This window comes from Gillisella taibaishanensis (assembly GCF_001938985.1).
Classification (GTDB): domain Bacteria; phylum Pseudomonadota; class Alphaproteobacteria; order Rhizobiales; family Rhizobiaceae; genus Allorhizobium; species Allorhizobium taibaishanense.
The window spans coordinates 1-20639 of record NZ_MKIN01000019.1; the positions used below are offsets into that span (position 1 = coordinate 1).

The following is a 20639-nucleotide window of genomic DNA, read 5'->3' on the forward strand; positions in this document are numbered from 1 at the left end:
CGGGCGACCCAGGTGCTGATCGTCAACATGGGGGTCAATATTGGACGCCGATAGGGGGTTAACTTTCCGCGCCGATTGACAGTCCGGCTCAAGCCGGCGAATTGGGAAACCTGAAGCTGGTTCACCGCCATCGCTTTGGCGGCGGCTTGTTCCGGTGTGTCAGAGCGAGCCGAAGTCGCTATAAGCACAAGCCCTGAGGTGCGATGGGAAGCCATCCTGGCCATTTCTCTTGCGATATAGCCACCCATCGAGAACCCGACCGCGACAAACTTGTCAGGGGCGCTGATCAAGGCCTTCGCGGCCATCTCGGAAATCGAATTTCCTTCACTGAGATCAGCATACGTGACGGCCCCGATTGAGGCGAAATCAGAAACGACATCATCCCAGAGAGAATTGGAAGCCATGAAGCCCGAGATCAAAAGAATGTTCATTGGAAAGTCCTGTCCACGCTCTGGCAGAGCGCCGTGGGTGCTTTGACTTCAATTTCAGGCTTCAACTGAGGACCACGGGGATCAGAGAAGCTAGCAGCAGCAGCGCCATCACAACGTTGAAAATTCTGAGCGCCCGAGTTGATCGTAGCACGTATCGCGCCGACGCACCCATCAGTGCCCAGCTCGCACCGCAAGGCATACTCACCGTCGCAAAAATTATCGCGAAGGCAACACTCATTTCCAAAGCGCTCCATCCATTGGAAACTGCGGCATAGGATAGGATACCGCTCGCCCCGCCCAACCAGACCTTAGGATTGAGAGCCTGAAAAAATACCGCCTGGACAAAGTTCAGCGGTCTGCCGCTGGTTTTAGCACTTGCAGACACTTGAGGACGGCCCGTTGCGATTTTGACAGCGAGCCATGCGAGGTAGAGCACACCTGCCCATTTCAACACGTTCCGGAAGCTTTCGTTCTGCAGCAACTGGCTTCCGAAAAAGGCGAGGCCGAGGAAGATAAGACAGATGCCCACGCCTGTTCCCAGGATGTGGGGCAGCGACCGAGAAAAACCGTAGCTCGCGCCGGTTGCTGTCAACAGCATATTGTTCGGCCCCGGCGATCCCGATGACGCGACAGCGAAAAATATTACGGACAGGATCCAACTCGCTGTCATCACCTAACCTCGTTCCAGTTCGAAGGCAGCCCGCGACGGCAGGCCGATTGGCTAAGCAGCATGCCGGAGGGCAGATCTGCTATCGGTGATCGACTGTCGGTTGGGGCCAGCATTAAACACTCATGTGATCGCCTATCTTCTACGAACTCTGCGGCAGCAATCAAACGAATAGATTTGTTGGTTGCTATTCGATATGCTGATAGCCATGACAAAAATCCTTGACCTTGAGCTTCTTCGCACTTTCATCGCCGTTGCGGAGACCGGCAGCTTCACCAATGCCGCACCCCGAGTCAGCCGCACCCAATCGGCGGTCAGCATGCAGATGCAACGCCTTGAGCAAAGCGTTGGCAAGCAGCTGCTGGTGAGGACACCCAAGGCAGTAATTCCCAATGCCGTCGGACGTGATTTGCTCGTTTACGCACGTCGACTGCTTAAGCTGTCTGACGAAGCCTTGACCAGTATCTCGGGAAAGGAGGAGGCGGGATGCGTTCGTCTCGGCGTTCCGGACGACTATGCTGCCTCACTATTACCGCAGGTTTTAAGACGCTTTGCCAACGAGTATCCGCATATTGACGTCGACCTAGTTTGCGAACCGACGGACAAGCTCAACCTCGCGATCAACGAGAACCGGATTGACCTCGCCATTGTCACCAGGGTCACGAACCAGAAAATCGCGGTACTGAGACGAGAGCGGCTGGTTTGGGTCGCTTCTCCCACACATATGGCCTGGGAGATCGATCCGTTGCCTGTCGCTCTGTTTGAAAGCTGCATGGCGAGAGGCAACACTCTGCGGGCTCTGGCTGAGAGTGAGCGGCCTTATCGGTGCACCTACTCGAGTCCAAGCCTGCTCGGGCTGGTGACAATCGTTCAAACCGGATTGTCGGTCGCCGCTTTGGCGCTTTGCAGCGTACCGGACACGCTTCGCATAATTGGTGAAAGCGAAGGTTTGCCAAAGCTCGATGACTTGGAGATCGGGATTGTTCAAAATCCTTTGTCAGAGGGGCTGGCAGTTGAAGCCTTGCTTGGAGCGCTTTACCGCGATCTATCGCATTGACGGCTGTCGGACTCGGCCGGGGCGATATAGTGCCATTCGACCTTTGTTTCCTGGCACCACTTGAGGATGGCCATGCTGGTCATGTCCGTGCCGTTGTCCGAGACAATCGCCCTCGGCTTCGCATTCTCGTCCTCAAGCGCCTTAGCTTGCCCACGTTGGACACGTCCATGCCGCCATACTTCGCGTTCCCCACTGGACTTGAACCAGTGGCGCTTCCAGTGGCTCCCTATTTGTAGAAGGCACCGGACCGTCGCTCCTCAATGATCTTTGCCAGCATAGATCCACATGGGGACAGTGCTACCAGCTTTGGAAAAGCCGAGGGTCTCATAGAATTGCGTGGAATTACCGTCCGCAGTGAGCATTATTTGATGAAAGTCAGCATATTTCTTTAGCATCGCCATCATCAACTGACGACCAATCCCCAGTCTATGGTAGTCAGGATGTACAAGCAGGTGCGGAAAGTAAACTACCAAGTGCCCATCGGAAATGGAATTTGCTAGACCGAGAAGTCGGTTATTGGAGCGCGCAGTTATCAGCGTGTGCGAATTTTGAAGGGCAGCCAGCAATTCTTTTGGCTTGTGTGCGGACGACCAGTTGTTGGCTTTATAAATCTCCACCACTTCGCCTTCAAAAATCGTATCATCGACTAAAATATCTATTTTCATATTTGCTCCAAGATAGACCGGAGCTCATCATTGCCTCGACGAGGTACTCAAGCGCAAGCCGGTCTGACATTCAAGGTTTGAGTGTAACACGTTGGCACGTTCAAGACTCGATGTCACTTTGGCGCGACAAGCCAACAATCAGGCGGAGGCCCCCTCCTCCGGGTCCTTGCAAACCAATTCGAGTGGGACGCCAATCTTTGGATTGTCATTCATGAAGATCTGCGCGCAACGCCAAATACCGTTTGATATTCAACACGCTGGTAGATCGACTGAAAGGTCCGGAAAATGATTGGCCTGGGGCGCTTGTCCAGCCACCAAGCTTGTCACTCCTTTCTTGCCCGACACCTCTCTCTTTTGAGCGTTCACCCGGCCGAATGCCATCGCTATGTCGTCGGCGCTGAGCATGCTTCGGATTCAGATAAAACGCTTAGCGTTTGGATGCCTTATCGGTCCACGACGGTGGAGCCCCAACGACCCCTGCTAGCGCCCCCGCTATACCCGGCGCTCGTCCGAAGGCCTCGCAAGCAGCATTCTTTGGCTTGCCCCCCAACTGGGACTTCAGCTTCTGTCCTGATGGCAGCGATAGATCAAGACCTGATGGCTTACGGTTCTTCACCAACATGTCCGAGAACTGTGCTGCAAATGAGGATGCAAGGCTGTAGGCGTCGCCGACTTCAGAAACGCGCGCTCCGTTCGTTATAGAGTTCGCGCCACGCGACCAGACGATAGCAGCCCGTTGTATCCCGCTTCCGTCTATGGCCTCCGCTTCGACTGCAAGACCACCAAGACCAACAGGGAGCCGCGGGACACCGACAGGAAGAACGACGGATGTCGCCAAAGTTGCCACTGTAGACAAGCCAGCAGCGGTTTTGCTCGTTGGCACAATGTCAGTGATCACAGCCTGCACCGTGATGTCCGCACGTTCACCCGGGCCAACGACCCGAAATTTATCACTGAGGTCAACGCACAACGCGCGGTCCAGAGCGTTAGAAACGAGCCTATCATTGCCCGCGTCGTGTATCCGCGAATAGGCAAGAGGGGACAACCGGGTGGGTGTGATGGCCACGGAGGTTGCGGTAGCCAGTGCAGACGTATCTAAAAAGCTGCGCGATTTGCTCACGCGTCCTTCGACTGGACCTAGCTTGCTGTAGGATCTTAAGGATCCCGCTTCAGTTAGAGGCACTGAGCTGCAACTGCCCAGACCAACGGCAAAGATAAGTGGCGCAATTCTTAGTGCCACATTGCGGCGTAAAGGGCTCGCTTTCGTTTTAGCTTCGCAGTCCGCAGGAAAAATGTTCATAGCTATCTACCTTTTATCGATTGTCTCGCGACTGTCGTCGCCGGTGGCTGGCACTTGGGCGCGCTTCGCATGGACGTTCAAAGCTGTTCGAGGGGTTGAAGCGAATTTTTGGGGACCGGTCGCCTGGTTTCGGCGGTTAACAGCAACGACATGGCCGCGGGCAGGAGCGTCAATGTCAACACCGTCGCAACAGCCAGGCCGCCGATGATGGCGAAAGCCATAGGTCCCCAAAAGATTTCAGACGCGATCGGGATCATTCCAAGGACTGCGGCACAGGCCGTCAGAACGATTGGACGGGCGCGATGGATTGCAGCGCCTGTGATGGCGTCCTTTATCGATTGTCCCTGCTCGGTGTTCTGATCGATCTCCTGGATCAGAATGACAGCGTTGCGAATGATCATCCCGGACAGAGCGATGACGCCGAGCTGGGCGACAAAGCCCATTGGCGTGCCGGTGGGCAACATGGCCCCGACGACACCTATGAGGCCGAAGGGTGCCATCAGTAGGGCTAATGCCATTCTGGAAAAGCTTTGCAGCTGGACCATCAGGAGAACTGCAATTACGAACAGCATCACGGGAATGACGGCGAAAATAGAAGAATTGCCCTTCTCCGCCTCTTCGGTAATGCCTCCAGCAATGATGGAATATCCTGTAGGAAGCCCCGCTCGCAAGCCGTTGAATTCCTTATTGACCTGTTCTGCAACTGTCGCTGCTAGTGCGCCTTTCTGTACGTCAGCCTGGACGATGATCATCGGTTTCCCCTGCTGGCGCCAAATGATCGGATCTTCCATGCCGTAAGCAATCGTCGCAACCTGGCGAATCGATACGTATTTTCCATCACCGGTTCTCAGCTCGAGGTTGCCGATCGCTGACAGAGACGTGCGGTCGGTTTCGATGCCTTTCACCACCACGTCGACAAGCTTGTCACGATCCCGAGCCGTTGTTACTTTTGAGCCTGAAAAGATCGAGGCGATCTCATTGGCGATGGACTCAGAGCTCATACCCAAGGCGCGCGCCTCGGTCTGGTTGACCATGATTGACACGCTTTTTTGCGGCTCTCCGGCGGTAAGATTGACGTCGCGAGTTTCGGGACTTTTTCCGATAATCGACGAAACTTTCGCTGCCAGCATACGAACCTCCTGGTAGTCAGGGCCAGAGACCCGGAACTTCAGCGGCCAGCCAACAGGCGGCCCGAGTTCGAGAGGTGAAACGCGCGTGACCAGATCCGAGAACCGCTGATTGAGGACGGCTTCAATCTTGCGACGGACGATCTCGCGTTTCTCGACGCTTTTGGCAACCACAACGGTTTCGGTAATGTTGTCATTGTCGAGTTGAAGATCCATCGGTAGGTAGAAGCGAATGGAACCGGACCCCACATAGGTGGTGAAATGATCGATGTTGTGATCGGCCCTTAGGATTGCTTCCAGTTCGCGGGCCCGAAGATCTGTCGCAAAGCGCGATGCGTTTTGAGGGAGCGTCAGGCTCACCAGCAACTCCGGCCTGTCGGAGGCGGGAAAGAATTGCGCATTCAGTCGGCCGAGGCCCGCCATAGACAGGAGCAGCGCCGCGGCCGCACAGAAGATCGTCACTCCGCGGTTCTGGAGGTTCCAATGGAGGATTTTACGATACGCGGAGATGATGATGCCTCTGTCTTTGTGCGCCCGGGCGAGGCTGCGGGGCAGCATCCACGTGCCGAGGATCGGTGAAAATAGCACCGCGACGATCCAAGATGCCGAAAGGGCAATGAGGATCACCATGAAGAGGGAGAAGGTATATTCACCTGCACCAGAAGCAGCAAAGCCGACGGGAATAAACCCGGCGATCATGACCAGAGTGCCGGTAAGCATGGGAAATGCGGTGGTCACATAAGCGTGGGTGGCCGCGACCAGACGGGATTTTCCCTTTTCCAGGCACGAAATCATGCTCTCGACTGTGATCATTGCGTCGTCGACCAGAAGACCTAAGGCGATGATCAAAGCGCCCAGTGAAATGCGTTGAAGCCCGATGCCCGTCAGTTCCATACCCAGGAACGTCAATGCAAGGACGAGAGGAATGGAGGCTGTTACAACCAACCCGGCTCTCATCCCCAATGACACGAAAGAAACCGCAAGGACGATGACAATCGCTTCGATGAGTACTTTCGTAAAGCCGTCGACAGCATCCTCGACAACCGTCGACTGGTCGGCAACCTGAAGCATCTCGATTCCGTGAGGAAGCTTGGAGGAAATTGCGTGCATGCGCGCCTTCAGGGCCTCGCCAAAGGCGACAAGGTTACCATCCTTTGCCATTGACACGGCGAGAGCGATCACGTCCTTGCCGTTGACACGTACCGATGGTGCAGGCGGATCCACGATCTGTCGGGAAATCTTGGCAATCGAGTCGAGCCTGAAGTACCGGCTGCCGAGCTTCAGGGTCAAATCTTTCAGATCGTTTTCAGAGCCAAAGGCGCCGCTGATGCGAACGGAGATTTTTTCTTCGGTGGTTTGAACAGTTCCAACGGGGTTGACGGCGTTCTGCGCGCGCATGGCTTCGATGGCGGCGGACGGATCGATTCCAAGGCTTGCAAGCTTGGCCGGAGAGAATTCAACAACGATCTGCTCTTCCTGGGCACCAAGGATGTTCACCTTGCCGATATCGGGCAGAGACAGAACCTCCTCTCGGATCGCCTCGACTTGGTCACGCAACTCACGTTGGCTAAAACCCTCCGCATGGAACGCGTAAATGCTGCCAAAGGTGTCGCCGAACTCGTCGTCGAAAAAGGGTCCCTGCACACCGTCCGGCAAGGTCGAGGCGATGTCCGATATCTTCTTGCGAACTGTGTACCAAATGCCGTCGACGTCGCCGGGTGGTGTATCATCGCGAAGGTTCACCATGATCACCGACTGGCCAGGCCGCGTGTAGCTTTGTGTGTAGTCGAGATGCGGAGTTTCGGAGAGCTTCTTCTCCAACTTGTCGGTCAGGAAATTGACCGTGTCCGTGGCGCTGGCGCCCGGCCAACGTGCCCCGACGACCATGGTTTTGATCGTGAAGGGTGGATCTTCATTTCGCGAAAGCCTCTCATAGCTCATGAAGCCAGCAACCAGCGTCGCAAGCATCAGGAAGATGACGACGGACTGGTGATCAAGGGCCCACCTGGATAGATTGAAGCGGGCACGGTCATCCTGCTTTTGATCGCTCATGAACGCTCGCCCTCTTCGACAGTAACCGCTTCACCGTCGCGCAACTTGGTGACCCCTGCTGTCGCGACGATATCGCCGTCGTTCAGGCCTCCGGAAATTACCATGGTGTTGTCGGCATATCGGTCGACCTTGACGATGCGAGCCTGAAGCGTCTTCGTTTCAGGTGCATAGACGAAAACGGCCTGGTCCTTGCCCCGACTGGTCAGCGCTGAGGCCGGTACCCGGAAGACCCGCTTGGGCGAAAGGATCACCTTGCCGGTGACCGCAGCCCCAAAAGGGGCTCCATCCACCGCGCCCTCTAGTGCTACCTTGACGCGGTAGCTTCGAGTTGCAGTGTCGGCGGACGGCGTGACCTCGCGCACTCTTCCTTTGGTGACGAGGGCGGGGTTGGAGAGCAGGCTGACCTCGACTTCAGTGTCATCCAGCTTTTCGTTCAGCATTTGCTCGGGCACGTCAAAGACCGCGTCAAGTTCGTCGTTCGAACTAAGGGTCAGGATCGTTTGTCCGGTGGCGATGACCTGACCTACGTTGGCGGACACTGCTGAAACGATGCCGTCTCTGCCAGCCTTAAGATCCGTATAGGACAAGGTCTGCTCTGCGCTTGCAAGCGCTGCCGTGGCGACCTCAAGCTTCGCTTTCGCCGACCGGAGATTGGCGTCGCTTTGCTGGACCTGTGCTCGTGACACCGCATTCTTTGCGAGAAGTTCCCAATTGCGCGCTGCAGTCATATCTGCAAGCGCGACATCCGATTTCGCGGCATCCACTTGCGCGGACGCAGACGAGACGTTGATCAAGGATGGCGTCTTTTCCACTGTTGCGAGGACATCGCCCTTCTTCACGGTCGTGCCTGTTTCGACGCGAAAGGCAAGCAATCCGTCGAGCCTGAAGCTCATCGGTGTTTCATACCGCGGCTGGATCTCGCCGGTCTGGCTAAAGGTCTCTCCGAGCACCTCCGATTTTACCTTTACTCCCTTGATCGGGCGTGGCGCATTATCGGACGGATCTTCATCGGAGCAGCCAGTTAAGAAAATCGCAAGTGCACCTGCGAGGCAGACGAATGTTGGGTGAACCATAAGCACTCCAGTGTTGGCTGGCGCGCCTCTTGGTCGAGAGGCCAGCAGATCGGACCACCGTTCTCTCTCACGCCACTGGCTGGTCACGTGTTGCTTAATGTTAAGTTTTGTTTCAGCCCCGGCGTCTGTTCATCATTCCTGCAACAAAACTTAATGTTATGCCGCCCCTAGCGATGCTCGATTATGATAGGAGGAGCTTCAAAATTCGGGAGATAACCAACCGATGGAGAACGGTGGGCGAGTAATGTCAGATGAGCCGAAGATCCTGATTGTAGAAGATGATGCGCAGATTGCGGATATCGTAAGAGATAGTCTCAGAGAGCAAGGAATGCTCGTCGAAGTCGCGGCCGACGGTATTGGCATGGATGCGAAGATGCGCGCGCTTGACTTCGACCTGATTGTGCTGGACGTCATGTTGCCAGGTGAAGATGGCTTCAGCATCTGTCGGCGGCTCCGCGGCAGCGGCGATATCCCGATCTTGATGCTGACCTCTGTCAGCAGCGATATTGATCGGGTCGTTGGATTGGAAATCGGCGCCGACGACTATGTCACCAAGCCTTTCGTGCTCAGAGAACTGATCGCTCGCATCAAGGGTCTCCTTCGGCGCTCCAGGTTGACTTCCTCACGGGTGGAGAGCCCGCGAAAGCGGCTGTTCCGCTTCGATGGATGGCGGGTCGACCCGATTCGGCGCCAGGTTCACGATCCCAGCCATGCTCGGATTGCGATGACGACCCACGAGTTCGATCTGTTGCTGGCGTTCTGTCAAAATGCCGGCCGCGTGCTCACAAGGGAGCAGCTTCTGGCTGTTACCCATGCGGGTTTAGCAGGCCCGATAGAGCGCAGTATCGATGTTCACATCAGCCGCTTGAGGCAGAAGCTAGAGGTCGATCCTCGAGATCCCGTTCTTTTGAAGACTGTTCGCTTGGGTGGCTACATCTTCACCGCCGTCGTGGAGGAGACAGATGGCTAGAAATATTCTGAGGGGGCCGATCACTCTTAGAGGCCAGATAATGGTCATCATTCTTTTGGCTTTGATCACCGTGATCGTCACCGGTCGGGCCTTGGAAAATTTTGCCAAACGTGATTATGCGATTCCAAATCTTGAGAATGCGGCAGAGCAGATCAAAACCGTCGCGCTTCTTATGAAGCAAGCCTCCCCCTCGGAGCGCGCATCCATTCTTGCGAATGCTCAGCGAGCGGGGCTGGATGTCTCGCTGGCCCCCATATCCTTGGTTGATAAATTCAAGTCGTCCCCTGAGATGCAGAGCGCTGCCGAAACTGTCGTGGACTTTCTGTTTCCACCAGACGGGGAGCCGCCTCTTGGTGGCTGGCGAGCGTTCCTGGACGGCCGGCGTGTCATTGCCGAAAGGGTCGATGCTCAGACGATGGTCGTCTTCTTTGGCTTCCCCGACACCATCCTCACCAGTTCATCCCTGAGTCAGGGTTCGTATTATTTTATCGCGGTCATCGTACTCATCGCCTTCTTCTTTATCTTCGCGATCAGGGCGGTGACCGAGCCGATCAAAAGGATATCGGAAGCCGCAATCGAGGCCGACATCAACAGTAGTTCTCAGATATTCGAGGAGCGCGGTACGATCGAGATCGTCTCCCTTGCACGCGCACTCAATAGCATGCGCAACCGCATTCATCTTATGGTGGAAGGCCGAACCCGCATGCTTCGGGGTATCAGCCACGATGTCCGGACTCCATTGACCAGGCTCAGACTCCGCACGGAGCGCATGGAGGACGAGGCTCTACGGGAGGCGTTGCTTATAGACATTGATCAAATCGACGGCTTGCTTGCTGAGAGCCTGAACTATCTGCGCGACGATTATGCGACCGAAGGACTGGAGCGTGTCGACGTTGCAAGCATTCTGCAAACTGTTTGCAGCGATTTTTCCGATGTGGGGTTCGAGGTGACGTACCACGGACCGAACAAGCTCATCGCAAACTGTCGCCCACTATCGATCACTCGTGCGGTGACCAATCTTTGCGAAAATGCGGTGAAGTTCGGAACAACAATAACGATTGAGCTAAATAACAGTGAAAATGGTTTCTCCATCCTCGTGTCAGACGACGGTCCCGGAATTCCGGAGAACTTGAAACATCGGGTACTCGAGCCCTTCTTCAAGGCTGATCAATCCCGCACCAATAGCCCTGGTTTCGGTCTTGGACTGTCGATTGTCTCAGATATCGCCCATTCACACCGCGGTAGCCTTACATTGCAAGACAACCACCCCCACGGCCTTATAGTGAGACTGGATGTCCCTAGACCAAGAAAATGAATAGTACTTTTGGGACATCAGACGAACTCCGCTCCAAGCTGTAGCAAATGCAGAAGGCTCACGATGCGTTCCGCATAGCCGACGGAACCTATTCAATTTCATCATCCAAGGCTTGAATTTCAATTTTCCGGAAAACCCGGATCAATGTGGTGAGGTATCCAACCGCCTTTGCAGCACCTATGCTTGAGGGCAACTAGTCAGCGCTAGCAACTGTATTTACGTCCGGTCGTCCCTAAGCGCGGCGAAATGGGCCAGTCAGTCGAACCGCTAGTCAGACGTGTACCGGAAGCAGCTGAAAGGGACGTGCGCTTTTACTGATATCTGACACTCTTGAACCACCAGCTCTCTGAATTATATCGTTATTGTTCGATTCCCCAATGGGAATAGGCAGTCCAGGAGGCGCCATGTTCTCTTGGCGTCTCCTTGTATCCATGTTGCTTGTGAGGATATGGCTATGAGGACAAACCTTGATTTTTCTCCCCTGTTTCGGTCGAGCATTGGTTTCGATCGAATGTTGAATGCGCTTGAAGCTGCAAGCCGGATGCCGCGCCAGATCTAGATTATGACCGACATGGCGCTGCCGAAGGTCGAAACCAAACAGATCGCGGCCGAGAAGCAAGCAGCTTAAGGCCCATCAGTAACAGCACAGTCAGCAAAGAGGGCGCCGGACACATCGTCTGGCGCCGCAGGAAAGGCTTTGCTTTTGAAACCAACGGAAAGGAGAAGACTATGAGCGTTCGTGATCTGATTCCCTGGGGCCGCAACAATGGCAACCAGATTCCGAGTGTCCTGCGCGACAATGACCGTGATCCTTTCATGTTGCTGCATCGCGAGGTGAACCGTCTGTTCGACGACGTCTTCCGCGGATCCGGTTACGGCCTGCCGGCCTTCGGTACCGGCACCGCATTCGGCGTCGGTTGGCCGAGTGTCGAAATCTCCGAGACCGACAAGGAGATCAAGGTGACGGCCGAAGTGCCAGGCCTTGAAGAGAAGGATATTGAGGTCCTGCTCAACGACGGCGTCCTGGCACTTAAGGGTGAAAAGCGCTCCGAGGCCGAAGACAAGGATCGTCAATTCTCCGAGCGATATTACGGTCGTTTCGAGCGACGCATCCCGCTCGGTGTCGAGGTCAAGGAAGATCAGGTCGATGCCCGCTTTAAGAACGGCGTCCTGACCGTGACCTTGCCGAAGACCGAGAAGGCGCAGTCTCAGGTCAAACGTATTGCTGTCAAAAGCTGATTGACCCGGCCTGTCTGGTGGTCGGACTTCGCCGGCCGCCAGTATCCTTGCCAATAGGGAGGGGCGAACCATGGAGACTTCAAGAAAGACACACCCTGAAATCTTGACACTGACATCCGTTTCCGACCTTCAAACAACAACCTCCGAAGCCAACTTTCTTTTGCGCGGTCTTGGCTTCCCCAATTACCTCAAGAGGAAGACTCGTGAGATAAAGGGACTAAGTGCTGCCAATCGGAGCCTATCAGCGATGAACTTTTGGCGCGATCAAGAGCGCGTCATTGCTGAAAATCTCAAAGTAGAGATGACCGTTCATGGTGACGCTCTTAATGTCAATCGGCCCGGAATGTTGGCTCTGACACAACTTTGGTGGTCAAAGGCCTATCTGGCTCCGATGACGCGCGCCTGGGGTTGGTTGCAATTCCAATGGCTGCGGCCTGTGCTTCATCCAAGTCGCGGCCTAGTTAGGCGGGTACTACGTGGTCAACGATCCGACGTGCTCTGCGCGCGGACGACATCGCTTGAAGTTTATCTGCCATGACTCGCCGTTGGGCGAGGCTAAGTATAGGCCACGGCGCCCATTCCATTTGTCTAATGCCGTGGAACGCGCGCCTCAGGAATGGGGCGCCAGTAAGCTGCTGACGTCCCAGACTTCATAACTGTGCGAAACCACCATCGACAACGAGTTCCGCACCGAGCATGTATCGGGATGCATCGCTTGCCAGGAACAGGACCGCTTGCGCGATATCTTCCGGCTGCCCCAAATGCTTCAGCGGAATATTCCCCGCAATACGGTCCTTTGTCGCCTGCACCTCTTCGGTGACGGTACGGCCGTGAATTGGCGTGTCGATCGCGCCAGGGCTGACGGCGTTGACGCGGATTTTGCGGTCCAGCAATTCGGCCGACCAAGTCCGGGCCAGTGAACGGACGGCGGCCTTCGATGCCGACAGCATTGAAAGGCCGGGAGTACCAACCTCGTTCAGCCAGGACGTACTCAGGATGACCGAGGCACCTTCCCGCAGGATTGGTGAAACCGCCTGCATGGAGAGGAAGACGCCTTTGACGTTGGTATCCATCAGTTCATCGTAACGTGCTTCATCAGTGGCCGAGAGCGGCGTTCCGAACGCAACGCCGGCATTTGCGAAGAAGATGTCGAGTCCGTCGAATGCTGCCTGGATGCGTCTGCTCATATCTTGCATGTCGGCCGCCGAACGCACATCAACCTTTAGCGCGAGAGCGCCCTGCCCCAACTCGGCCTCAACCTCCTTCAACCGGGCTTTGTCACGACCGGTAACCGCGACACGCGCACCTTCCTTCGCGAGAAGCCTTGCAGTCGCCAGACCGATGCCACTCGTTGCTCCGGTTACCAGTGCTGTTTTACCTTCGAGTCTCATGATCTTACTCCTTGTTAGCGTTGAAACGGGATTGCAATGCGGGCGGTTACGCCCTTGGCAGCCGCGTCGATGGCTCCCGCGACATATCCGGGGTATTCGTCTGACCATTCGCTGGCGATGCCGGTCACCCGGTTCTGCCACGGCCCGGACTTGGGGCTTGGTTGTGGCGCTCCCACCGGATGCGAGGAACCGATTTGATCCGCGCGCGTCGCGGTTAAGGGGTCGGTCGCCCAGTCCTTGAGGAATTCGGCCTTTGGGACGCTTGCCGCCTCTCCGAAGAGGCGGACGAGCTGATTTCGGCAATAAAGTTTAAGGTCCTGCGTCGAAAGCTGTTCGCGAGCGTCTGCAGGAACCCCGATGAACCCAAACAGAGCCGCGTCCCCATTTTCGTCGGAAGCATCGTGAATTTCAGCCATGGGTCCTACCCCGCTTCGTGCGGAACCGGAGAGACCCGCGTCTCTCCAAAATGGCCTTTCAAAAACCGCCAGATACTTCGCATGTGGCGCCATCCACGTCGCTGTCTGCTGCCAAGACCGGGCGAAAGGTTCTGGAAGAGCCGGCTGAAATGTGATGGTTTCCGCGGCAAGCCGCGGCGGGAGTGCAAGAAGAACGTGTTCTGCACGATAGGTGTTCTGCGCTGTCTCCAGTACAACCAACTCGCAGTCCAAGGAAATCTGTTTCACGGTCTCGCCCAGGACCAACTTCGAAAGGCTCAGCCGCAGACGCAGCGCATCGGTCAAGGCAGCCATTCCGCCGGAGATTCTCATGGACGGTGGCGACGACGCAAAACCGCGCATACGCTCAGGCTTGTTATGCATCGACCGCTCGATCATCATGTCGCCGGTGTCAAATTGCGGGGAAACCGGCAGTTCCAGCACACCGAGCAGGCGGCTCAGTTCAGGCTGCATATCGGGCCAGAACCATGTCGGGCCAAGATCGAAGCGGCCGGCAATTCGTTCCTCGCCGATCAGTGCCTCATCGGTCGCAGACGGCAATGATATGATCCGTCCGCCGAACCGCGTCCGTGCCTCGAAAAGAGCGTAGTCGATGCCTTGGCGCTCAAGGAGCCAAGCTGCGTAAAGCCCGCTAAGGCCACCGCCGACGATGGCTACCTGGTGGGCGGTCATGGCAACGGCCTCGGATCCGTGTCTGCGTTCGGCAGATGCCCGGTTTTCAAATAAATGGTGGCGCCAGCGGTGCTCACGACAAATGCGGCACCGCCGCCTCGCGGCAGGCGGATCCAGCTGCCCTTGGCATAGGTTCGTGTGTCTTCCTTGAGGCTGCCGTCGGTTACCAATATTTCGGCGCCGCCTGCCTGCTCAACGAACAAACGTTCGCCGGCTGCTAACCGCACCAGCATGACTTCTTCACCGTTTCCGGCGAAGAGCGGGCAGATTTCGCGTGTCTCTTGGACCACCCAATTTGTGGGATCGTTGGTATCGACCCGCACGAAGTCTGCCTCCGTGGAAGGCATCTGGCATAGCTTTACGAAAATCGCGGCGCCTGGGCCGCTCGACGGCTGATGTTCAGACCCCGGCGGGTTTCGCATGTACCAGCCGGCAGGATAGTCCGTTTCGCCTTCCGAGAAGATACCCTCAAGCACTAGAATTTCTTCGCCGGCGGGATGCGTATGCTCTGGAAAACGGGAGGATTCCGCGTAGCGCACAATACTGGTAGCTCTTGCTTTCTCCGCACCAATCCGGTCGAGCATGACGCGTTCGACACCGCCCTGCGGCGACGGGACCCATTCATATTGCTCCGGTAGGAGCTCTGCTCTCTGTGTAAAGTCCGCATTTATCAGCATCGTGTTTCTCTTCAAGCAGAGGCGGTGCCAGCTCGCCTGGAGCTGGCCACACCCAGTTATTTTGGAAGGGCTGCGATCGTGTCGAAGACGCGTGCGGTATAGGTGAGAGCCGCCCCGGCGTTGAGGGAGATCGCGACACCCAGCGCCTCGGCGATTTCTTCCTGAGACGCGCCGAGCTCGACGGCTTTCTTCGCATGAACGGCAATACAGCCGTCACAACGCGTAGTAATCGCTACCGCCAGCGCGATGAGTTCGTGGATCTTCGGTTCGAGTCTTCCCGTCTTGACGGCACTGCTTTCGATTGTGTGAAGGCCGCGCAAAACATCCGGGCTCAGTTTTGCGAAATCGCCAACGCGACCAAGCAGATTATCGCGGTAGGCATTCCAGTCTTGCATGTGGGACATGTATTCGTTCCTTTGAGGTCGGTGATCAATTGAATGGCGGAAAAGAGCGCGCGTCGTAGACGCGAATGTCGGGGGCGGCATTCCTGAGAGGCTTTATGCCGACAACAACATCGTCGGTTAACAGTTCACGTTCGAGATAAGCCTCAGCCTTCGCGACCATGTCGAAACCATGCAGCACCTGTGCATCTTCGCCACGGATCAGGAGTTTTTTAAATTCGAGCCTTTGCTTGTCTCAAGAACGGTGACTTGAAACGCTTGTAGACATCTGCGACCGGCCGATTGGGCGCGGTGATTTCCAGTGTAATTTGCAGATAAGCCAAAATTGATCCCTTCAGTTACGCTTGCGTCGCTCGCTCAAATTCAGTCAGCGAAGGCGAGGACAATTTTGCGAAAGATGACGTGCAGCAAGGCAAACGGAGCGGCCACGCCGCGCCAATCGGTCGGCTGATTGTCATCTTTCGAGCACGAAAATGGAGCAAAGATTGCCAGCTCGCAAACGCGAAGATCTTGGAGGACGGTAAAGTTATTCTTTACTGAGCAGGCAGAGGCTGAAGGGACGGAACAGCGTGTACGCTATCGTTAGGCCTGTTGCGCCGTTGCCTCGTCAAAAAGCCAGTCGCGAAAGGCGGCGAGCTTAGGAAGCGTCGCGCATTCCTGGCGGTAAACCACGAAATACGCCAGGGAGGATGCGACGGTAATCTGAGGAAAAAGGCGAACGAGTTTGCCTGCTGCGAGATCGTCACGCGCCATGATGCTTCTTGCCAGTGCGACGCCGTGCCCGTCTATAGCTGCTTGCAGCACTCCGGCCGAGTTGTTTATCCGCAAACCGCGTTGGCTCGAAGCCTCAGATGCATCTGCCTTCTGCAACCAACTTTCCCAGGTCGCGAAGCCGGTTTGGGGACCGACAGAAAGATCGTGAATGAGCGTCTGCCCCACGAGATCAGCAGGTTTATCGATCGGGTGCTCCTTCAGAAGCCTTGGGGAACAAACCGGAAAGACTTCCTCATCCATGAGCTTCTCGGCCATGAGGCCGGGCCAGTCCCCCGCTCCATACCGGACCCCGATGTCGATACCTTGAGCAATGTAGTCGACCAGTTTCAGGCTTGTATCGAGGCGGAGATCGGTATCCGGCCACTTCATCTGAAATCGATCAATACGGGGCAACAGCCATTTCGCCGCAAAGGCCGGGCTGACAGTAACAGTCAGCACCCCATTCGATGAGCCTTCCTTCAATCGCTCAAACCCCATGCTTAAACGGTCGAGACCAGACCGGATATCAGGGAGTGCTCTGAGCGCTGTCTCGTTTGCCACGAGCCGTGACTTGCCGGTGGCGCTGCGATGAAACAGCGGCGTGCCGAGCCAGTCCTCAAGGCTGCGCACGAGTTGGCCAACGGCCGCCGGCGTTACGTTCAGCTCCTCCGCAGCAGCAGAAAAACTCTCATGCCTGGCGCTTGCCTCGAAGGCGCGCAGCGCGTTCAGATAAATAGGTGATCGCATGAGATAAAGTTTTTCTTTTAAGGGAAGGAAGATCTTCACATTTGCTAATTTCCGCCCCCCTGTCAATCATGGCGGTTTCTCCGCCCCGGCTTTGGCCCGGGAGGAACTCGTTTCAATCGCTTGCACGGCCAGTTTCACATCCACCCATGAAAGACCTACAGTGTACAATTTCGACGAAATTTTTGATCGACGCCGATCCAATTGCATGAAGTGGTCGCAGAACAACTCCTTCTTGAGTGCCGAACAGCGTCAGGCCGATCCATTACCAATGTGGGTCGCGGATATGGATTTCCGCGTGGCACAGCCAATCCTTGACGCACTGCAGGAAGAGGTGGCGTTCGGTATCTTCGGCTACGGCGAGATTCCGGCCTCCTGTATCGAAGCGGTCGTTGACTGGCAAACTCGGCGGTTCGGATGGCAGCCGAAGGCGGAGTGGGTCGTGCAGACGCCCGGGGTCGTCAGCGCCCTCAGCGCGACGATTCAGGCATTCACACAGCCAGGGGACTTTGTTCTAGTACAGTCGCCAGTCTATTTTCACATTCATCACGACGTCATGGTCAATGGGCGCCGGGTCATCCACGCGCCTTTAACGCTCGAGGGTGATCAATACAGGTTCGACCCGGTGGCATTCGAGGCGGCGATCAAGCCCGGAACCAAACTTTTTATTCTATGCAACCCACATAACCCGACGGGCAAGGTCTTCGGACGGGAAGAGCTGGAAGCCATGGCCGCCATATGCGAGCGTCACGGCATCCTTGTTTTGTCCGACGAGATCCATGAGGATTTAATTTTGGACCCGGAAAAGCGTCACGTCCCGTTTGCCATGGTAAGCGAGGCGGCGGCCGACATTGCGATCATATGCACCGCACCCAGCAAGACGTTCAATATAGCCGGCCTGCAATGCGCCAATGTCTTCATCCCGAATGCAAGGCGGCGGGCGGAGTTCCGCGCACGATGCGAGAAGAACGGTTTAATTGTCATGAATACAATGGGTGTCGCCGCCTGCGAGGCGGCATATCAACATTGCGAGCCCTGGGCCGACGCAATGCTGGACTATGTCCGCGCAAACCAACTACACTTTGCATCTCGCATTCAAGCGCTTGACTTGCCGATCCGCGCCACACCAGCCGACGCGCTCTATCTTGCCTGGATCGATTTTCGCGACCTTGCAAAGCCCACCGACGAGCTTCACGACTTTCTGCTGCGGCAGGCCCGGCTCTGGCTAGACCCCGGAACGAAGTTCGGACCCGGTGGCGAAGGATTCATGCGCATTAATCTCGCCTGCCCGCGCAGCCTGGTGGATGAGGCGATTGAACGACTGTATGTCGCGCTGCGACGATAATCGCATGACAGGTGCGGCGCTCCGACAGGGAGCGCCACACTTACTGTTTACTGACGACCGGCGGTCACGCCGCCGTCGACGGGAAGGACGGTTCCCGTGATCCACGATGCATGCTCGGAAGCTAGAAAGAGGATCGCTTCTGCGACATCGCGGGGCTGGCCGTTACGGCCCAACGGGTGGAAGGCATCAAAGCCCGGCAGCACTTCCTTGACCTGCTCGGCTGACATAAACGTATTGTAAACAGGGGTTTCGACCACCGCCGGAGCGACGGCGTTGATACGGATTTTGTAGGGCGCAAGCTCTATCGCGAGATTGCGGACCATGGCATGAACGCCCGCATTGGCGGCGGAATATGCTGCCGAAGGCGTCGCACCGATTGCCTGAATAGCCCACATCGAGCCGGTCTGAACGATAGCGCCGCCTTTCTCCTTCATTGCTTTAGCGGCAGCCTGGGCGGTGAAGAACTTCCCCTTCAGGATCGTATCGAGGTACCAGTCATAGTCCTTCTCGGTCAGCTCGAGAAAGGGTTTAGGGTTGAAGACACCCGCATTATTGACGAGAACGTCGAGTTTTCCGAATTTTGCTATGGCCGCGTCCACAAGGGCAGCGCCGACCGCCGGATCAGAAATGTCGCCAGCAGAAATGATGACCTTCTGACCGGAAGGGTCTATTTCTCGCGCTGTCGCCTCCAGTTTACCTGCATCCCTACCATTGATGGCTACTTTCGCGCCTTCGGCAACGAAGCGGGCGGCTGTTTCTTTCCCTATCCCGGAACCACCGCCCGTGATGGCAACGACTTTGTCTGCAAAGCGCATATCGGATTTCCTTGTTGAGTTCCCCAAGATCTATACAAACAACGCTTGATACAGAGATTGGAAGATAAACTATCGCGTGGCTTCGGCGACTTTGAAGTTCGAAGCCGCGCTGGGCTTAGATGTGAGGCGTCAAGGCGACCGTCGCAAACGAGAACTTCTTCGCATACGACGAAGAAAACCTTTATCGCGCCTGGGCGCTTAGTGCTGGTCATTTGAAAAAATGATCAGCGGAATACCCGCTTCACTTCAAACAAGAAGTGTCGCATTCGCCGGGGCAGTAGCGCCGTCGTAACGACGATGGATCAAGCCCCTGGGCGTGCTGGCGGCGTGGCCACCATTGGTTCGCCGTCGCCGAGTCGACCACGATCTGTCACTGCATTTCAAAACTACAAGATGAGCAGAGGTGCTCTCAGATGACAAGGCGTCCACTACAGAAGCTCCAGGCCTCGCTCGTTGCCCGCCGCTTCTACGTCGAACAAAAAACGAAATCCCAGATTGCAGACGAATTCGGGATTTCGCGATTCAAGGTGGCGAGGCTGTTGGATACAGCTCTCACGGATGGGATCGTCAAGATCGAAATCAATGACCAGGGGGATATGAATACAGAACTGGCGGAAAAGCTGCGGCTGAAATATGGGCTGAAAGCAGCGCTGGTCCTCGATGGACCCGATCTTCATTCAAGCGAGCTGTTCGAGCCGCTCGGGATACTTGCTGCCGACTATCTTGAGGAAACACTGATAGACGGGCAATTGCTCGGTAATCTCCTGGGGGCGAACATTGCCTAAGGTTACCACAAGCTGCTCGACCACGGCGAGACATCCTGCCCCAACCGGGTTGCCCGCCTGACGCGGATCGCCGGGATAAAGGCTCAGATCGGATACAAACTTCGTCCTGGAATTTACGGCGGCAGGCCTTCCATTGTCATCGACAACACGCTGGATCGGCAATTCGACGTCGCGACCCCGAACAAGGCCTGGGTCACTGATATCACCTACATCTGAACCAACCAAGGCTTCGCCTATATCGCGGTAATGATGGATCTTTATTCCCGCCGGGTCATCGGCTGGTCGATGCAGAGCCGACAGACAGTGGAGGGCGGCGTCCGGTTCACGATCAACAGAGCAGCCGCCGCAGGCGCTGCGGACGATCTGGCCCGCCTGGAGAGTCAAACCTTTGATGCAGAGGAGGTCCTGCCAAACCGCACTTCCAACACACGTCCGCGCCATTTGGCTTCGCCTCAGAGACGACCGCTGACGCTGTCTCCCCAGGCTTGCTCGCGAGGGAGAGGGATCTGTAGCGGTTATAATCATTCCTCAAAAAATGGCGTGGAGCATTCGATTTTAGGAGTTAATGGGGGCGGAAATATTCAATTTGTTGATCCACAGTTAGGCGCTATATTCGAACTAAATCCGAATTTAACAGTGATTCCTGGCTGCAAATAATGCCGCAATAGAGATGTGGCGTGAATACATTTCTGATGTAAATAGCGA

Annotated in this window: 20 protein-coding genes and 2 pseudogenes; 9 read left to right on the forward strand and 13 right to left on the reverse strand. The window is 56.0% G+C overall.

What is annotated here, in order from left to right:
- Both BJF91_RS03505 and BJF91_RS03510 read right to left on the reverse strand, forming a co-directional pair.
- Positions 1-431: alpha/beta fold hydrolase (locus tag BJF91_RS03505; RefSeq protein WP_139310573.1), on the reverse strand; the 431-nt coding region annotated here is incomplete at its 3' end.
- A 61-nt stretch (positions 432-492) separates the two neighbouring features.
- A complete protein-coding gene (locus BJF91_RS03510) occupies positions 493-1101 on the reverse strand; it encodes a LysE family translocator (RefSeq protein ID WP_075613117.1) in 609 nt (202 codons plus the stop codon).
- A gap of 205 nt (positions 1102-1306) precedes the next feature.
- Here BJF91_RS03510 and BJF91_RS03515 point away from each other — a divergent pair, with 205 nt between their 5' ends.
- Entirely contained in the window at positions 1307-2155 is an 849-nt protein-coding gene (locus BJF91_RS03515) for a LysR substrate-binding domain-containing protein (protein WP_075613397.1), read from the forward strand.
- A gap of 257 nt (positions 2156-2412) precedes the next feature.
- On the opposite strand, the gene BJF91_RS03520 is transcribed toward BJF91_RS03515, so the two are convergent.
- The 4 genes from BJF91_RS03520 to BJF91_RS03535 form a co-directional block, all read right to left on the reverse strand.
- The gene (locus BJF91_RS03520) at positions 2413-2820 is read right to left on the reverse strand and encodes a GNAT family N-acetyltransferase (protein WP_075613118.1); all 408 of its coding nucleotides are present in this window, start codon (positions 2818-2820) and stop codon (positions 2413-2415) included.
- A 427-nt stretch (positions 2821-3247) separates the two neighbouring features.
- Positions 3248-4120, reverse strand: a complete 873-nt coding sequence (locus BJF91_RS03525; RefSeq protein WP_075613119.1) for a DUF3313 domain-containing protein — start codon at positions 4118-4120, stop codon at positions 3248-3250.
- 77 nt (positions 4121-4197) lie between these two features.
- Positions 4198-7299 carry an efflux RND transporter permease subunit gene (locus tag BJF91_RS03530; RefSeq protein ID WP_075613120.1) on the reverse strand — a complete coding sequence of 1034 codons (3102 nt, stop codon included), beginning with the start codon at positions 7297-7299 and terminating at the stop codon, positions 4198-4200.
- Positions 7296-8372, reverse strand: coding sequence for an efflux RND transporter periplasmic adaptor subunit (locus BJF91_RS03535; RefSeq protein ID WP_075613121.1), 1077 nt, complete (start codon positions 8370-8372; stop codon positions 7296-7298). The genes BJF91_RS03530 and BJF91_RS03535 overlap by 4 nt, the downstream gene beginning before the upstream one ends.
- 244 nt (positions 8373-8616) lie before the next feature.
- On the opposite strand from BJF91_RS03535, the gene BJF91_RS03540 reads away from it, so the two are divergent.
- The 5 genes and pseudogenes from BJF91_RS03540 to BJF91_RS24710 all read left to right on the forward strand — a co-directional run bounded on the left by BJF91_RS03540 (position 8617) and on the right by BJF91_RS24710 (position 12434).
- Positions 8617-9342 carry a response regulator transcription factor gene (locus BJF91_RS03540; protein WP_234801534.1) on the forward strand — a complete coding sequence of 242 codons (726 nt, stop codon included), beginning with the start codon at positions 8617-8619 and terminating at the stop codon, positions 9340-9342.
- Positions 9335-10657, forward strand: coding sequence for an ATP-binding protein (locus BJF91_RS03545; RefSeq protein ID WP_075613123.1), 1323 nt, complete (start codon positions 9335-9337; stop codon positions 10655-10657). The genes BJF91_RS03540 and BJF91_RS03545 overlap by 8 nt, the downstream gene beginning before the upstream one ends.
- Positions 10658-11111: 454 nt before the next feature.
- Positions 11112-11201 (forward strand): annotated as a pseudogene (locus BJF91_RS25255) (Hsp20 family protein); the annotation flags it as partial.
- A gap of 185 nt (positions 11202-11386) precedes the next feature.
- Positions 11387-11896: an Hsp20/alpha crystallin family protein gene (locus tag BJF91_RS03555; protein ID WP_075613124.1), complete on the forward strand. Its 510-nt coding sequence runs from the start codon at positions 11387-11389 to the stop codon at positions 11894-11896.
- A gap of 70 nt (positions 11897-11966) precedes the next feature.
- Complete coding sequence (locus BJF91_RS24710) at positions 11967-12434, forward strand: hypothetical protein (protein ID WP_139310574.1); 468 nt, start codon at positions 11967-11969, stop codon at positions 12432-12434.
- 112 nt (positions 12435-12546) lie between these two features.
- Here BJF91_RS24710 and BJF91_RS03560 read toward each other — a convergent pair whose 3' ends face one another.
- The 6 genes from BJF91_RS03560 to gcvA form a co-directional block, all read right to left on the reverse strand.
- Complete coding sequence (locus BJF91_RS03560) at positions 12547-13287, reverse strand: SDR family oxidoreductase (protein ID WP_075613125.1); 741 nt, start codon at positions 13285-13287, stop codon at positions 12547-12549.
- A gap of 14 nt (positions 13288-13301) precedes the next feature.
- Positions 13302-14414 carry a flavin monoamine oxidase family protein gene (locus BJF91_RS03565; protein WP_075613126.1) on the reverse strand — a complete coding sequence of 371 codons (1113 nt, stop codon included), beginning with the start codon at positions 14412-14414 and terminating at the stop codon, positions 13302-13304.
- Positions 14411-15091, reverse strand: a complete 681-nt coding sequence (locus BJF91_RS03570; protein ID WP_075613127.1) for a cupin domain-containing protein — start codon at positions 15089-15091, stop codon at positions 14411-14413. The genes BJF91_RS03565 and BJF91_RS03570 overlap by 4 nt, the downstream gene beginning before the upstream one ends.
- Before the next feature lie 56 nt (positions 15092-15147).
- Entirely contained in the window at positions 15148-15495 is a 348-nt protein-coding gene (locus tag BJF91_RS03575) for a carboxymuconolactone decarboxylase family protein (protein ID WP_407639856.1), read from the reverse strand.
- 25 nt (positions 15496-15520) lie between these two features.
- Positions 15521-15673, reverse strand: coding sequence for a hypothetical protein (locus BJF91_RS25165; RefSeq protein WP_208610932.1), 153 nt, complete (start codon positions 15671-15673; stop codon positions 15521-15523).
- A 401-nt stretch (positions 15674-16074) separates the two neighbouring features.
- Positions 16075-17031 (reverse strand): transcriptional regulator GcvA, encoded by a 957-nt coding sequence (gene gcvA / locus BJF91_RS03585; protein WP_234801535.1) that lies wholly within the window; start codon positions 17029-17031, stop codon positions 16075-16077.
- A 121-nt stretch (positions 17032-17152) separates the two neighbouring features.
- Here gcvA and BJF91_RS03590 point away from each other — a divergent pair, with 121 nt between their 5' ends.
- Positions 17153-18334 (forward strand): MalY/PatB family protein, encoded by a 1182-nt coding sequence (locus BJF91_RS03590; RefSeq protein ID WP_075613128.1) that lies wholly within the window; start codon positions 17153-17155, stop codon positions 18332-18334.
- 47 nt (positions 18335-18381) lie between these two features.
- Here the strand turns inward: BJF91_RS03590 and BJF91_RS03595 are convergent, their stop codons facing one another.
- The gene (locus tag BJF91_RS03595; protein WP_075613129.1) at positions 18382-19149 is read right to left on the reverse strand and encodes an SDR family NAD(P)-dependent oxidoreductase; all 768 of its coding nucleotides are present in this window, start codon (positions 19147-19149) and stop codon (positions 18382-18384) included.
- Between the two features lie 413 nt (positions 19150-19562).
- Here BJF91_RS03595 and BJF91_RS03600 point away from each other — a divergent pair, with 413 nt between their 5' ends.
- The gene (locus BJF91_RS03600) at positions 19563-19934 is read left to right on the forward strand and encodes a sugar-binding transcriptional regulator (RefSeq protein ID WP_075613130.1); all 372 of its coding nucleotides are present in this window, start codon (positions 19563-19565) and stop codon (positions 19932-19934) included.
- Between the two features lie 12 nt (positions 19935-19946).
- A pseudogene (locus tag BJF91_RS03605) lies at positions 19947-20243 on the forward strand (DDE-type integrase/transposase/recombinase); the annotation flags it as partial.
- Between the last annotated feature and the right edge of the window lie 396 nt (positions 20244-20639).